11 protein-coding genes are annotated in these 14,323 nt (G+C 42.6%); 8 read left to right on the top strand and 3 right to left on the bottom strand.

Annotated elements, in window-relative coordinates; genetic code table 11:
• Positions 1–61 precede the first annotated feature (61 nt).
• The 4 genes from IPL35_01240 to IPL35_01225 all read left to right on the top strand — a co-directional run bounded on the left by IPL35_01240 (position 62) and on the right by IPL35_01225 (position 6,718).
• Positions 62–1,330 carry an NAD(P)/FAD-dependent oxidoreductase gene (locus tag IPL35_01240; GenBank protein MBK8442106.1) on the top strand — a complete coding sequence of 423 codons (1,269 nt, stop codon included), beginning with the start codon at positions 62–64 and terminating at the stop codon, positions 1,328–1,330.
• A 241-nt stretch (positions 1,331–1,571) separates the two neighbouring features.
• Complete coding sequence (locus IPL35_01235; GenBank protein MBK8442105.1) at positions 1,572–2,093, top strand: class IV adenylate cyclase; 522 nt, start codon at positions 1,572–1,574, stop codon at positions 2,091–2,093.
• Positions 2,094–2,257: 164 nt separating this feature from the next.
• Positions 2,258–4,318: a hypothetical protein gene (locus IPL35_01230; protein ID MBK8442104.1), complete on the top strand. Its 2,061-nt coding sequence runs from the start codon at positions 2,258–2,260 to the stop codon at positions 4,316–4,318.
• A gap of 72 nt (positions 4,319–4,390) precedes the next feature.
• Positions 4,391–6,718 (top strand): CotH kinase family protein, encoded by a 2,328-nt coding sequence (locus IPL35_01225; protein MBK8442103.1) that lies wholly within the window; start codon positions 4,391–4,393, stop codon positions 6,716–6,718.
• 26 nt (positions 6,719–6,744) lie between these two features.
• Here IPL35_01225 and IPL35_01220 read toward each other — a convergent pair whose 3' ends face one another.
• On the bottom strand, positions 6,745–7,170 hold the full coding sequence (locus IPL35_01220) for a hypothetical protein (GenBank protein MBK8442102.1): 426 nt from the start codon (positions 7,168–7,170) through the stop codon (positions 6,745–6,747).
• A 135-nt stretch (positions 7,171–7,305) separates the two neighbouring features.
• Between IPL35_01220 and IPL35_01215 the strand changes: the two genes are divergently transcribed.
• From IPL35_01215 to IPL35_01200, 4 genes are all read left to right on the top strand, one after another.
• Positions 7,306–7,704 (top strand): carboxypeptidase-like regulatory domain-containing protein, encoded by a 399-nt coding sequence (locus IPL35_01215; protein ID MBK8442101.1) that lies wholly within the window; start codon positions 7,306–7,308, stop codon positions 7,702–7,704.
• A gap of 6 nt (positions 7,705–7,710) precedes the next feature.
• Positions 7,711–10,317 carry a SusC/RagA family TonB-linked outer membrane protein gene (locus tag IPL35_01210; protein ID MBK8442100.1) on the top strand — a complete coding sequence of 869 codons (2,607 nt, stop codon included), beginning with the start codon at positions 7,711–7,713 and terminating at the stop codon, positions 10,315–10,317.
• A gap of 66 nt (positions 10,318–10,383) precedes the next feature.
• A complete protein-coding gene (locus tag IPL35_01205) occupies positions 10,384–11,754 on the top strand; it encodes a RagB/SusD family nutrient uptake outer membrane protein (GenBank protein MBK8442099.1) in 1,371 nt (456 codons plus the stop codon).
• A gap of 175 nt (positions 11,755–11,929) precedes the next feature.
• Positions 11,930–12,838, top strand: coding sequence for an OmpA family protein (locus IPL35_01200; protein ID MBK8442098.1), 909 nt, complete (start codon positions 11,930–11,932; stop codon positions 12,836–12,838).
• 137 nt (positions 12,839–12,975) lie between these two features.
• On the opposite strand, the gene IPL35_01195 is transcribed toward IPL35_01200, so the two are convergent.
• Positions 12,976–13,425, bottom strand: coding sequence for a hypothetical protein (locus tag IPL35_01195; protein ID MBK8442097.1), 450 nt, complete (start codon positions 13,423–13,425; stop codon positions 12,976–12,978).
• Positions 13,356–14,132, bottom strand: a complete 777-nt coding sequence (locus IPL35_01190) for a hypothetical protein (GenBank protein ID MBK8442096.1) — start codon at positions 14,130–14,132, stop codon at positions 13,356–13,358. Before IPL35_01190 ends, IPL35_01195 begins: the two co-directional genes overlap by 70 nt.
• Between the last annotated feature and the right edge of the window lie 191 nt (positions 14,133–14,323).

The following is a 14,323-nucleotide window of genomic DNA, read 5'->3' as shown; positions in this document are numbered from 1 at the left end:
ACAAATCATTCTAAAGATTATAATAACATTTGCAATTAATAAAATACCCGTTTAAAATATAATGCCTGAAAATTTCAAAATTGTGGTAGTCGGTGGCGGTAATGCCGGACTTTCTCTTGCCGCACAATTATTGCTCAAAGATGCTTCGCTGTCGGTAGCAATTATAGAGCCTTCCGAAAAGCACTATTATCAACCGGCTTGGACTTTGGTAGGAGCGGGTGTGTACGACATCAAAAAAACGGAGCGTTTAGAGAAAGATTTTATTCCTAAAAAAGCTACATGGATAAAAGATGCCGTTGTTGCTTTTGAGCCGGAACACAACAAAGTTGTTTGTAAGTCGGGCAAAGAAATCAGCTATGAAATATTGGTGGTATGTCCGGGTATTCAGTTGGATTGGGATAAAATAGCAGGTTTGAAGGAGAATTTGGGCAAAAATAATGTATCCAGCAATTATTCTTTTGACTACGCGCCATATACATGGGAAATGATTAAAAATTTCAAAGGCGGGGTTGCTGTATTTACCAATCCGCCCACACCTATAAAATGTGGCGGCGCACCACACAAAATTATGTACTTAGCCTGCGATTATTGGGCAAAAAACGGAGTTATGGAAAAAACCGAAGTACATTATGTGTCGGGAGCGGGCGTTATTTTCGGGGTGCCTGAATATGCCGCCACTTTGAAAGAAATTTTGGCACGGCACAACATAAAAACACATTTCGGAGCCATAGTAAAATCTATTGACGGCGGCAAGCGCGAAATTACTTTTGAAGCCAAAACCGACAGTATCAAAGAAATACAGTCACAAACCCAGTTTGCCGCTTGTTTTGGTATGGAGCCTGCCGCCGATTCGCCTACAACTTTGGTTAACCTCAAATTTGATTTTTGCCATGCTGTTCCGCCGCAATCAGCTCCCGATTTTATCAAAAAAAGTCCGCTTGCCGATGCCAACAGCCCTTATGGATATGTAGAAGTAGATAAGCACACTTTTCGGCACACGCGCTACCCCAATGTATTTTCGCTCGGCGATGCCAGCAGTGCCCCTTGCAGCAAAACCGGTGCTGCCATACGCAAACAAGTGCCGGTGGTGGTGTCGCATATTTTGGCGCAACTCAACAAAAGCACTTCTACCGCCTCCTACGACGGACAATCGGCTTGCCCGATTCCTACTCAATACGGCAAATTGATGCTGGCAGAATTTGATTATTCCAACAAACCCAAAATGACTTTTCCTTTTGACCAAGCCAAACCCAGACGCTCTATGTGGGTATTGAAGAAATACATATTGCCGTGGTTGTACTGGAATAAAATATTGAGCGGGAAAGCCTGATTTTTAATACAAATGATTGAATTTTAATGATTGAATACAATTAAAATATTATACTAGCACAGAAGAACCCAATCTCTTATTTTAATATTTATACAGCATAGTTGCCGATACTCGCCATGGAGGTAAGTAGAAGCAATTATGCTTTTTTTATGCTTTAGATATCCGATAATTAGGGCTGTTTTTATAATTTAGCTATCTTGAAAGCCTTTAAAAACGGAAATAATTAAAATCATTTTTTTATATGCAACTTAAAAATATAGAATTTAAAGCAAAAGTGGAGGATATAGCCCCTTATGAGCAAAAGCTGTTATTGTTGAATCCCGTTTTTTGTGGCATCGACCACCAAACCGACACCTACTTTCGGGTGCAAGAAGGGCGGCTCAAATTGCGCGAAGGAAACATTGAAAACGCCTTGATTCATTATTATCGCCCTGATGCGGCTGCCGTTAAATTGTCGGATATTGTGCTGTATCCGCACACGCCGCAGGCTGCTTTAAAACAGATTTTATCGCTGCATTTGGGCATTAAAACTATCGTAGAAAAACGGCGTAAAATTTATTTTATCAATAACGTAAAATTTCATTTTGACATAGTGCCGCAATTAGGTCATTTTGTGGAAGTAGAAGCCATTGACGAAGCCGAAAAATATACAATTGCGTATCTGCAACAACAATGCAATTTTTATTTTGATTATTTCGGTTTAAAAAATGATAACCTTATCGCACAATCGTATAGTGATATGATAGAAGAACTTGCTAATTAAGCAATTTTTTATTGATAAATGGGGGCACTACAAATTTTGTTCAATAGCAATAAATTTTTTAAGAGCTGAATTTTAAAAAATTTATTATATATTTGTTATTTTACCATTTAAATACTTTTATCATGTCGTTTTTCAAATGTATTTTCATTGTTTGCGCCGTATTAATGAATATCAATATTGCAGCGCAAAATTATGCCGCTTTGGTTGCCGGTGTAAGCACGGTATATACGAGCGGTTTGCCTTCGTCTATGTTTCCTTATAATAGTGCCGCCGTGCCGATAGTTGCGGGGGCAAGTACGGCTTCTTTTCCTTCCATTTTTGCAATGGCAGCTGCTTATGGCTCAGGAAAAGTGGTAGGCGTGGCGCACGAAGGAGTTTTTGGCAATAGCGATATTGTATTGTATCAAAATAATACTTTTGCGCTCAATATCTGCAACTGGTTAGACCAATCCAATTTGAACACAGTGGCGATTAGTTCGGGACACGGCGAATGGGCAAACTACAATAACCTCACTACTTTTCGCACCAATCTGCAAAATGCGGGCTATACTGTTACAAACCTTGCTACCTCTCTTACAGCTGCTTCGTTGAGTGGTAAAGGCTTGTTGATTATCGGTAATGCGTGGGGTTCTTTTACGGCTGCCGAAATTGCTGCGCTCAACGCATATATCAGTGGCGGCGGCGGTGTGCTGATGATGGGCTTGGGCTGGTCGTGGGAAGCCTACAACAGCGGCGGTGCTGCCACTTATCCGATGAATATTATCGGAAATACGTTTGGGCTGCACTGGACGGCTACCACTATCAGCGATGCCACCAACCAATACAATGGACAACCGCTTTTTACCACACTATATCCTCAGTCTGCCAATTTAATGACAGTGGCATCTGCCTGCGATTATATCAACAATACAACCGCAACCTATCCTGCTACTTTGCCCACCGTGCTGCAAAATGATGCAACGCTGCGCACCAATTATATCAATGCGCACTTATTTATGAAACAAACCATACTCACATTGCCCGCCGGAAATTCCCTGCGGCAGGATATATTTGATTGTTATGAAAATTTAATCAATACCTATCCTTCTTATTTCAAAAAAGGGGTGATATATAATTCAACTACACAAAATAATTTTGCGTGGATACGCGAGCGAGTACAACGCAATTATGCCGATGCACTTGTGCTTACGCCTGCGCTCAAAACACAAATTTCCAATACTTTGGGATTAAGCGGCGAGTATGAGTGGATATGGACCAATTTTTCTACTTTGCTGGCGGATAATTCTGCGTTGGACGCACCGCAAAAAAGTTTTTTGTTTAAGCTCTACTCGGCTATTCCATCTACGCTGCACAATTTGCGTTTGATGTCGTTTGCCGATGAATTGGGTGCGCCGCCTGTGGCATCTTCGGGAGCTATTCCTAATTTTTTAACCGGAGTCAATGCCAGTATTAATTCTTTTTCCAATACTATCGGCACTTATCCCGAAAATCAGTTTCCGAGCGAGGTGCCTGCGGGTAGTACCGATATATTTTGTGCCGCCGCCGCCCACGAAATCAACCATATTGTTGATGCGTATTACATAGAAGGAAATACGGCATTCAAAAATCGCAAAACCCAACTCATTGCACAAGCGGGCAACGACAGCCTCAATTATTTGCGCAGTACGCTTCCGAGTGGTTTTTTTGTAAGCAGCCCGCAGGAGTTTATTGCTTCTATTGCCAATCAATGGTGTACAGATACCAAAAAAGCCCTTGATTTGGCTTTGATACGTTTTAATGCCGGACGCAGCCAACCTTTAAACCAATTTTTATATATGGCAAATATTTATACGCTCGGTTTGTATCACACTGTTTTTTATAGTAATAATACACAGGCAAATTTCAGCAGCAAATATGTGAAAATAGGCAGAGACAGCCAAAACCGCCTCAACAGTATTTGTTATGACGGAGTTTCGTATAATTTTGTATTAGATGCTACCGGAAATGTTACCGCTTACAGCACCACGGCTTGTACGGATTGTCAAATTACGCCTACGATTACAGGTGATGCTGCGGAGTGTAGCAATAATGTGTCGGTGTATAGTATTCCTGCACAAGCGGCGGGCAGTATTTATCAGTGGATAGTAACGGGAGGAATTATTGTATCGGGGCAGGGTACAAACAGTATTCAGGTGCAATGGTATGATGATGCCAATGGCACTGTGAAAGTAAATGTAGTAAAATAGAAGAAAAATGAGGTTATCATGTTAAAATTTTGGTATTATTTGTGTGTCGGCATAAAAAAACATACTTTTGATGTGATGACCACACTGTATAAAAAACTATGGTATGTTGTGATTGGACTGCTTTGTGTTGCTCCTTTTATTAATCTGGAGGCGCAGGCAGATTTTCCCGATAATGGCGTGTTGTATAATGACACATTGCTGCCGCGTGTTGATATTTGGATAGCTGCTGCCGATCTGGAAAATATTTTTGATGATGTTTGGAGCAATACTGAATATCCGGCGACTTTTGCTTTTTCTGACGGCACGCATCAGGATACGGTGCAGCAGGTGGGGTTTCGTTTACGAGGCTCTTCATCGAGGGTAGCTGCCAAAAAATCATTTAAAATTTCTTTCAATACCTTTGAGCAAGGGCGCAAATACAGAGGTGTTGAAAAACTCAATCTCAACGGCGAGCACAATGACCCCTCTGTTATGCGCTCTAAGATTTGCTGGGATATGTTGCGCCGTCTGCGTGTTCCCGCACCGCGTGCCAATCATGTGTTGCTCTATATCAATGATACATTTTATGGTGTATATATTAATGTAGAACATATTGACGAAAATTTTGTCGCTTCGCGCTTCGGCAACAACGATGGCAATTTGTATAAATGCACTTATCCTGCCGCTGCCGAATATTTGGGCAACAACCCACAAAGCTATATGAATGCCGGCTACGAACTCAAAATCAGCGGCGAAACTCCTTTTGAAGATGTGATACAATTTACGAAAACCCTTCAGGACAGCGAAGCGGAAACGATGGAATGTGATTTGAGTGAGCTGTTAAATACAGAAAGCTATTTGCGAGCCGCCGCTTTTGAAGTAATGGCGGCTCACTGGGACGCACCGCTATATAACCGCAATAATTTTTATTTATACCACAATACTCGCAACAACCGCCTCGAATATATTCCCTACGATACCGACAATACTTTTGGTATTGATTGGTTCGGTATTGATTGGGTAGCACGCAATATTTATGATTGGGACAAGCCGAATGACCCGATGCCATTTTATGAGGCTTTGATAAATAATGCGGAGATGAAAGCCAAATACACACAATATATTCGTTTTATTGCCGACAGTTTATTCAATGATACCAATTTTATTGCCGATATTACCCAACGCCGCGATATGATTACACCTTTTATTGAGCAAGATGATTTTTATACCTACGATTATGGATTTACGCCGCAGGATTTTCTCGACAGTTACAGTACGGCTTTGGGGGGACACGTCAAATCGGGGCTTTTTCAATACATTGGTTCGCGGGCTAATTCGGCTTTGGCACAGGCACAAGATTTAGCCTTTGCACCTGTGGTGGAACATATCCTCCACAGTGCGCCCCTGCCCGCCGAATGGTGGGAAATTGCCTTCAATATAACGACTCATCAGGCGGCTTTGCAGAGCGTTCAATTGCAATATCAGATAAATGGTGGTGCGGTTCAGATACTAAATATGTATGATGACGGTATTGCTCCCGACCCAGTTGCTGCCGATGGCGAATATCGTGCACAAGTCCAGATGCCCGCCGCCAATGCTCTTTTTACAGCCCATATTTCGGTGAGCGATGCCGCCGGAAATGTTGCTCTACTGCCCTGCAATAAGGCGATAGAATATGATGTTCAAACACCGCCTTTTACTTTGTATATCAACGAATGGCAGGCGCAAAATAATACTGTTATCAGTGATGAGCAAGGCGAGTACGAGGACTGGATAGAACTCTATAATCCCACAGAAACGGTGCTTTCGTTAGAAAATGTGTATTTGACGGATAATTTCTTCTATCCGAATAAATGGAGGCTGCCGCCAAATTTGCAAATGCAGCCGAAGAGTTTTTCACTGTTTTGGGCAGATGATGAAACTTCGGAAGGCGCACAACATTGTAATTTCAAGTTGAGCAAAGAAGGGGAGGAGTTGGCGATTTTTTTGAAGCAAAACAACAAAATGCTTCCTTTGCACAAAGTCCGCTTTGGCGAGCAAACCGCCGACCACAGCGAAGGGCTGTATCCTGATGCGGCGGATTCGGTGGCGGTATTTGAAGTACCCACACCCGCTGCTTCCAATGTAGGGGCAGTGCTTGCGCTATCGCCTGTAAATACTGACGCAATCGAGTGCGTTTATCCCAATCCCGCTGTTGCCGGAGAAATATTGTATGTGCAACTCAATACAGCCGACACCCAAGCAAATATCACTTTATATGACCTGCAAGGCAAAGCCGTTTGGCGCACTTCTATTCAGAATAAAAACAACGCATTGCGTTTACCTGCCTGTCTTTCGGCGGCACCTTATTGCTTACAAGCAGAAATAAGAGGAGCAAATGGTTTTTATCAAAAAAGCAATTATTTTATTATTTTAAGATAGGCATTGCTTATATTTGCACATAACCTTTATATCTTGTTTTTGAGGTTTTTAAATGTTTTGTTTTTATATATTTTATTCATTGTGTTTTTGTGCTTTGCGGCGGTGTAATCTGACATTGTAGCAGTGTAAATGTGCTTTGCGGCGGTGTAATCTGACATTGTAGCAGTGTAAATGTGCTTTGCGGCGGTGTAATTTGGCATTGTAGCAGTGTAAATGTGCTTTGCGGCGGTGTAATCTGACATTGTAGCAGTGTAAATGTGCTTTGCAGCGGTGTAATCTGACATTGTAGCAGTGTAAATGTGCTTTGCGGCGGTGTAATCTGACATTGTAGCGGTGTAAATGTGCTTTGCGGCGGTGTAATCTGACATTGTAGCGGTGTAAATGTGCTTTGCGGCGGTGTAATTTGGCATTGTAGCAGTGTAAATGTGCTTTGCGGCGGTGTAATTTGGCATTGTAGCAGTGTAAATGTGCTTTGTTTTGTGTTTTTTTTATATTGATTTAAAATGTTTTATATATCTTAATTTATATAAAATGCTTTTATTTTATTAATTTATATCGTTCAAAAAATAAAAAACTTAATTCGTTGTATGAAAAGAAAACTTACCTTTCTTTTTTTTATCGCTTTCAGTAGTTTATGGCTCAGTACAATTTGGGCACAGGGTACTATCAGCGGTGAAATTGCAGATGAAACCGGTGAAACCCTTATCGGTGCTACCGTATTGCTGGAGGGCACTACTCTTGCCACTTCCGCCGACCTAGATGGAACATATACCCTCAAAAATGTAAAAGCGGGTACTTATGTAATGGTTGTTTCTTATTTGGGGTATGCTACACAACGCCTTACTTTGGCGGTGACAGATGGAGCGAACCTTACTCAAAATTTTACGCTCGTTGAAGACGGCATGAATTTAGATGAATTGGTGGTTGTGGGGTACGGCACGAAGCAAAAACGCAACCTCACTGCCTCCATTACACAAATCAATTAAGCAGATTTGCGCAACGGAACGGCAACCAACCCGCTTTCAACCATTCAGGGAAAAGCTCCGGGGGTGTTGATTACCACAGACGGTGCGCAAGCCGGTTCGCCGATTACGGTGCGTGTGCGTGGTACGGCATCTATTAATGGTTCTGAACCTTTGTATGTTATTGATGGTATTCCGGTAGAAAACCGCGACCTCAGCAATGGTGGTGCCGGTTACAACCTCAATACACTTTCAACGCTCAATCCTGCCGATATTGAAAATATCACGATTTTAAAAGATGCTACTGCCACCGCTATCTACGGCTCGCGTGGAGCGGGTGGGGTAGTGCTTATCACCACCAAAAGAGGTAAAAAAGGAAAACCCCGTTTTGATGTGGAAATAAAACAGGGTATTTCTGAAATTACAAAACGCTTGGATTTATTAGATGCCAGAGAGTATGTTATACTATATAAGGAAGCCTATGACAATGACGTAGCACGCGGCTTGACCAACCCCGATACTGAGCCTTTTGCTTTGCCGCGTGGTGTTGATGTATATGAAGGTTTAGAAAACAATACAAATTGGTTGGATAAAGTATTGCAAACAGGTACCTTTACTGATGCCAACGCTACTTTTACAGGTGGTACTAAAATGCTCACTTATAATGCGGGTGCTTCTTATCGCAAGGAGAAAACAATTTTGGTGGGTAATGATTTTCAAAGAGCCAATGTGCGCCTGAATTTGGACTATACACCTTTGAACTGGGTGAAAATGGGAACAAACATAAGCTATGCTTATACGAATACTGCGTTGCCGCCGGCTTCGTATGCGGGGGGCTTCGGTACGGCACAAAGCTCGGCATTGCCGATATATCCGGTATATGACAGCACCGGAGCTTATTTTTATCCTGATGTAAATGTAAATCCGGTGGCGCAATTGGAAAACCGCGACCAAGACCATATCGTTAATCGTATTTTGGGCGGTGTTTTTGCGGAAATCAATTTTACAAAAAACCTCACAGGTCGTGCCGATTTCAGTATTGACCAAAGCAATCAGGAAGAAAATTATTTTGAAAACCATATCATTCGCGGATTACCTGACGACCGCGCTTGGTATCGCACCATCAAATACAGAAGTTGGAATACCAACCAAACTTTGCGCTACAACAAAGTATTCAAAGAAGTACATGATGTGAGCTTGTTGGGTGGTTTTTCGGCACAGCGTGCCCGCGAAGAATATACCTTTACGGAGTGGGAAGGCAATATTATAGAAAGTACAAATATTGATACACTCCAAGACCGAGATGGTGTAGGACGCAATTATGCTTTTGCTTCTTTCTTTGGTCGTGCCAACTATACTTATAATCAACGTTATTTGTTGGACTTTACGATGCGCCGCGATGGTTCTTCACGTTTTGGTCCCGAAAACAGATGGGGTACTTTTCCTGCTGTGTCAGCTGCGTGGATAGTGTCTGAAGAAAATTTCTTACGCGATCATCCGCATCTTACCTATTTGAAACTGAAAGGCGGTTGGGGACAAGCGGGTTATGCCGAAATCGGTGATTTTGAGTATGCTGCTTATTTTTCAGTACCCGACAATATTCTTTATGACGGGCAAAACGGCTCTGCGCCCTCATCTTTGGCAGTACCTGATTTGAGTTGGGAGGTGCAAACTACCACCAACGGCGGTTTGGAATTTGGTTTTTGGGACGGCAGGCTTTCGGGCGAAATCGGTGCATTTTATACCAAAACAACAGAAATGTTGATTAATACGGTGTTGGCAGGAACTACCGGCTTTACGGGAGTGCGTACCAATAATGCTTCTTTGGAAAATAAAGGCTGGGACTTGGGTATCAATAGCCGCAATATCGTGAAGCCTAAGTTTAAATGGAGTACTGATTTCAGTTTTTCTCATTCGCGCAACAAAGTGCTGGATTTGCAAGGACAAGAAGTAAGCGGTACAAATTTTGGCGATAACCGCGCCATTGAAGGGCAGCCTATCGGAGCTTGGTTGTTGGTGCGTTTTTATGGTGTTGACCCTGCCACCGGCGACGAGTTGTGGTTAGATGCAAATGGCAACGTAATCGTAGCGAGTGCGGGTGCTTCTACTACGGAGCGCGTGGTAATAGGCAACCCTTATCCTTTGTATTGGGGCGGTTTGACGAATAATTTTGAATACAAAAACTTTGATTTTTCTTTCCAGTTCAATTACGCGCTTGACTTTAATATTTATGACGACCACGGCAAACGCCAATTGGGAAATATGGCATTCAACTGGAATCAAGATGCACGTACCTTAGACCGTTGGCAACAAGCGGGCGACATTACCGATATTCGCCGTCTGAGCCTCAAACAAAACTGGGACTTCAACTCTTCGCGCCACCTGTATGACGGCGATTATATACGCTTGAAAAATTTGACGGTGGGCTATAATGTACCTTCGGCAACAACCAAAAAACTGAAAATTCAGGCGATGCGCGTATATTTGAATGCTACGAACTTACTCACTTGGACAAAATATCCGGGTTGGGATCCTGAAGTAAATCGCGATAAATCGGGTTCTATTACGCAAAGTGTATCGTATTTATCCAACCCACAGGCAAAAGTGGTTTCAGTGGGTGTGCGGGTAGGTTTTTAAAAAAAAATACAATATTTTTTTGTTGAACCGATTTTTTAATCTTAAAAAATACACAGTTTTAAAAATATGAAATCTTTTAAAATATTCGGCTTTTCGGCGATGATACTCGGATTGTTTTTGTTGAGTTCTTGCGAAAAGTTTTTGGATTTAGAACCTGAAGACCGCATTTCTGTAGAGGAAGCACTTAACTCGCTCGGCGGCTTGGATTCGGCGATGACGGGTGCTTTTGACCGTTTTCAGAGCAGCGGACAAATGTTTTCGGGTGGTTTACTCAGCAACGGCGAACTGTTGTCGGATAATGTATATACTGATGCTATCAGCGATTTTGGTCTGGCGCAACTGCGCGCCCGCGAAATGGTGACGTTCAACGGCGAGTCCACTAATTTGTGGAACGATGGCTACAATCTTATTCATCGTTGCAATACGGTACTGGCATACATGAAAAATGTAAGTATGGGCGATGCCGACAAGGTGCGCTTGGAAGCCGAAGCCCGTTTTTTGCGCGGGGTTACTTATTTTGAGTTGGTAAAACATTTCGGACAACCTTGGGGTTCTTCCAAATACCCCGAATTGGGTGTGCCGCTGATGACAGAGCCGGGCAGCACCACCAACGGCACGAATATTGCCCGAAGTTCAGTGGCTGCTGTTTATGATTTTGCTATTGCCGACCTCACTTATGCTGCTCAAAATTTATCACCCGACAGCCGCCGAGCTTCTAAACAAGCAGCGCAGGCATTTTTGGCGCGTATTTATTTGCAGCAAAGCAACTATGCCGCCGCTGCCGAGCAAGCCGCCGCAGTAGTAAACAGCGGAAAATACACCTTAGCCACTGATTTGATGGAAGTATTTAATTCCGAAAATGGTGTTCTTCACCCCGAAGTAGTATTTGCTATCATCAACCGCACCGGCGACAATAACAACTCTATTCGCGGACGCTATCGCAAAAACAGCGACTTGTTTAAAATGAGTACCGATTTTATGGCTTTGCTCAATGCCGATGTAGCAGAAGGCAGCAATCGCGGGGCGATGTATGTAACTGAAGGCATTGAAACTTTTACGACCAAATGGGACAACAATAAAATCAGTATTCCGGTGATACGCTATGCCGAAATGTTGCTCACTTTGGCAGAATGTGCTGCCAAAAACGGCGATGAAGCAACAGCGCGCACCCACCTCAATACTGTGCGCCAACGCGCCGGATTAGCAGATATGAATGTAAGCGGCGAAGATTTAATCAATGCCATTTACAAAGAGCGCGCTTTAGAATTGGCATTTGAAGGCGACCGTATTCATTTCCTAAAACGCCTCCAAAGAGACATCAAAAGCGGCTCTACTGGCGAAGTAGCAGCGTGGAACGCCGACAATTTGGTATATCCTATACCACAAGGCGATATGGACGCTAACGATGCCATGCAACAAAATCCGGGGTACGAATAATTAAAGTTCTTATTCATAAAAAATACAAAAAGCGCGGAACATATATATAGTTTCGCGCTTTTTGTATGATATAATCACCCGAAAGTAAAATCTAATTGCAATGATAATGCGCTACGATTTTTATTCACCATATTTATGGTGTATTTTTGCATTTTCAACAAAATTCTTTATTTATATGACAAAACATATCAAAATTACACTGCTGCTTTCCTTATTGGTGGTAAGCAGTATGACTTCTTGCGTGAGCAAAAAGAAATTTCGCAACTTGCAGGCGGAGTTGGAGTTTGCCAATGAAGATTTGGGAAAATGTGGCAAACAACTCCACGATTATATGGGAAAATTGGAGGCTTGCGAAATAGAAAAAGACAAAATCGGCAATGAAATGCGCTTACGTCAGGAGCAAATTCAGGATTTGAAAGACCAGATTGCCGACTTCAAAGTGCAGCGCGAACAACAAGTGCAGCAAGTGGGCAACTTGACGGTATTGTCGCAGGCTGCCAATGAAAATATCAAAGAAACTTTGATGCAGTTGGAGAAAAAGGATAAATATATTCACTTGTTGCAAGCCGCCAAAACAAAAGCTGATTCTATCAATTTGGCTTTGTCGGTGAACTTAAAAAGTGCTTTGCGCGATGGCATAGAAGACCAAGATGTGGAGATTAAAGTGGATAAAACAGTGGTTTTTGTGAATTTGTCGGATAAAATGCTCTACGAAAGCGGCAGTTCTAAACTCACTTCGCGGGCTTATTCGGTGTTGGAAAAAATTGCGCAAATCGTGCAGTCGCGCCCCGAAGTGGAAGTGATGGTGGAAGGCTACACCGATGATGTGCCTATCAAAACGGCTTGTATGGACGACAACTGGGATTTGAGCGTAAAACGTTCTACTTCGGTGGTGCGTGTGTTACAGGATAATTTCAATGTAGATCCCAACCGCCTTATTGCCGCCGGTCGCGGAGAGTATAATCGCCTCGCCGACAACAGTACTGCCGAAGGCAGAGCTACTAATCGCCGCACCCGCATCATCATTTTGCCAAAACTCGACCAATTTTACGATTTGCTGAACCCCAACAACGTTCCAAAATAGTTTTTTGAACAGTTTATAATAAATGTAAAAATCCCTGTAAGATGTTTGCTTTCTTACAGGGATTTTTGTTGTGTGAAATTAAATTTTTATTAAAAAAAAACACAACAATCACAACCAATATTTTTCTACCAAATGCCCTACAATTTATTATTGCGATAGCCTTTTATGAGTAAAGGAATCCACCCTAAAATGGGAATGTAATAACATAACACTAAGGGATTTTGAAAAATAATGCGCAGCACCGAAAAAGCCCCCAGCCGCATTTTTACTTCTTCGCCGGCTTTGCGGCGTTTCCACACCCTTTCAAATTCGGCAAAAAGCAGAGGCCAGCCCGGCGGTACGGTGTAGGGAAACAAATAGCGGTTCTTCCACAACACGCTGATATGCTCGCGCAGAGAATAAGGATTTTTCCCGTAGGTAGCTACACCTTCGTCGAGTTCGGCTTGCATTTGGCGGCGCAGGTTTTCTGCTATATCGCGCAGTTCATCGCGGTGCAGCGAGTCGGCGGGGCGGTCGGTCATTTCATATACTTTGATACGTTTGCCGCGAACAAAGGTGAGTTTGGCAGGAAAAGAATAATAAAACATCCACGGCTGAATGAGCAAAAAGGCAAGAGTAAGCCTATCGGAATAAAAGGAATTCCTATTTTTTCGGTGAGGCGGTTGAGCCAGGGAATACTATACGATTGCGGATTGATATACTCCCCATTGACGGTATAAACCGGAACGATGTCGGTTTTGTATTTAATGCTCATATATATAAAAGAAGACGATAAGCGTTGCAGACGGTAGCGGCGGTTGTAGCCTTTGCCGATACCCGGAACTCCTTCGGGATAAATGAACAAATTGCTGTTGGGATAATACATCATTGTTTCAAAATTGGGGAAAGTAGCATCAATGCAGCCCACCCGTTTCCAAAGGTCGGGAATGAGGAAGGGATTCATCAGTGTGGAGCGCGACAGCAGGGGAGCAGAGAGCGGGCGTGTGGCATTTTTGAGTTGATAGTTGTTCATTTTAAGGTATAAAGATGCAAAAATGATACCGTCCCAAGGAAAAGCCATACCCGAATGGTTACCCGCAAATACCAAAGGGCGGTCGGGATTATTGCGCTCTATGGGCAACTCAAAGTTGATGAGGCGGGTGCGAAAATAATATTGTTCCAAAATCTCCAAAACGTGCTTGGAAAGTTGAACGGCAAATTCAATATCAAAATATTCGTCGTAAATACGGCGATTGCTCTCCAAATCGGGCGGCAATGTAGCGGAAGGCGGGTGCGACACAATACTCATAGTCAAACAAAAGGGATAATAATATTGGATTTTTTCACAAAATAACAAATTATGATATATCGTGCAAAAAACATACAAAACCTGCGAATGTGGGTAGCAGGTTTTGTATGTTTATAAAGAACTTTGAGTGTCTGAAAAAAAATCATTGCCTGCACATACCCTACCGCCTGTATATAAAAAGGCTGCCTTGTTATTCA

It is taken from the genome of Sphingobacteriales bacterium, assembly GCA_016711285.1.
GTDB lineage: Bacteria > Bacteroidota > Bacteroidia > Chitinophagales > UBA2359 > JADJTG01.
Note: the sequence above shows the minus strand (reverse complement) of the source record. Positions and strands in the feature narration are given on the sequence as shown.

Bases quoted from the DNA above. Each gene is read 5' to 3' on its own strand.
- IPL35_01220 (MBK8442102.1), bottom strand. From the start codon at position 7,170: ATGCCAAATTACACCGCCGCAAAGCACATTTACACTGCTACAATGCCA.
- IPL35_01205 (MBK8442099.1), top strand. From the start codon at position 10,384: ATGAAATCTTTTAAAATATTCGGCTTTTCGGCGATGATACTCGGATTG.
- IPL35_01235 (MBK8442105.1), top strand. From the start codon at position 1,572: ATGCAACTTAAAAATATAGAATTTAAAGCAAAAGTGGAGGATATAGCC.
- IPL35_01195 (MBK8442097.1), bottom strand. From the start codon at position 13,425: ATGTTTTATTATTCTTTTCCTGCCAAACTCACCTTTGTTCGCGGCAAA.
- IPL35_01230 (MBK8442104.1), top strand. From the start codon at position 2,258: ATGAATATCAATATTGCAGCGCAAAATTATGCCGCTTTGGTTGCCGGT.
- IPL35_01200 (MBK8442098.1), top strand. From the start codon at position 11,930: ATGACAAAACATATCAAAATTACACTGCTGCTTTCCTTATTGGTGGTA.
- IPL35_01240 (MBK8442106.1), top strand. From the start codon at position 62: ATGCCTGAAAATTTCAAAATTGTGGTAGTCGGTGGCGGTAATGCCGGA.
- IPL35_01215 (MBK8442101.1), top strand. From the start codon at position 7,306: ATGAAAAGAAAACTTACCTTTCTTTTTTTTATCGCTTTCAGTAGTTTA.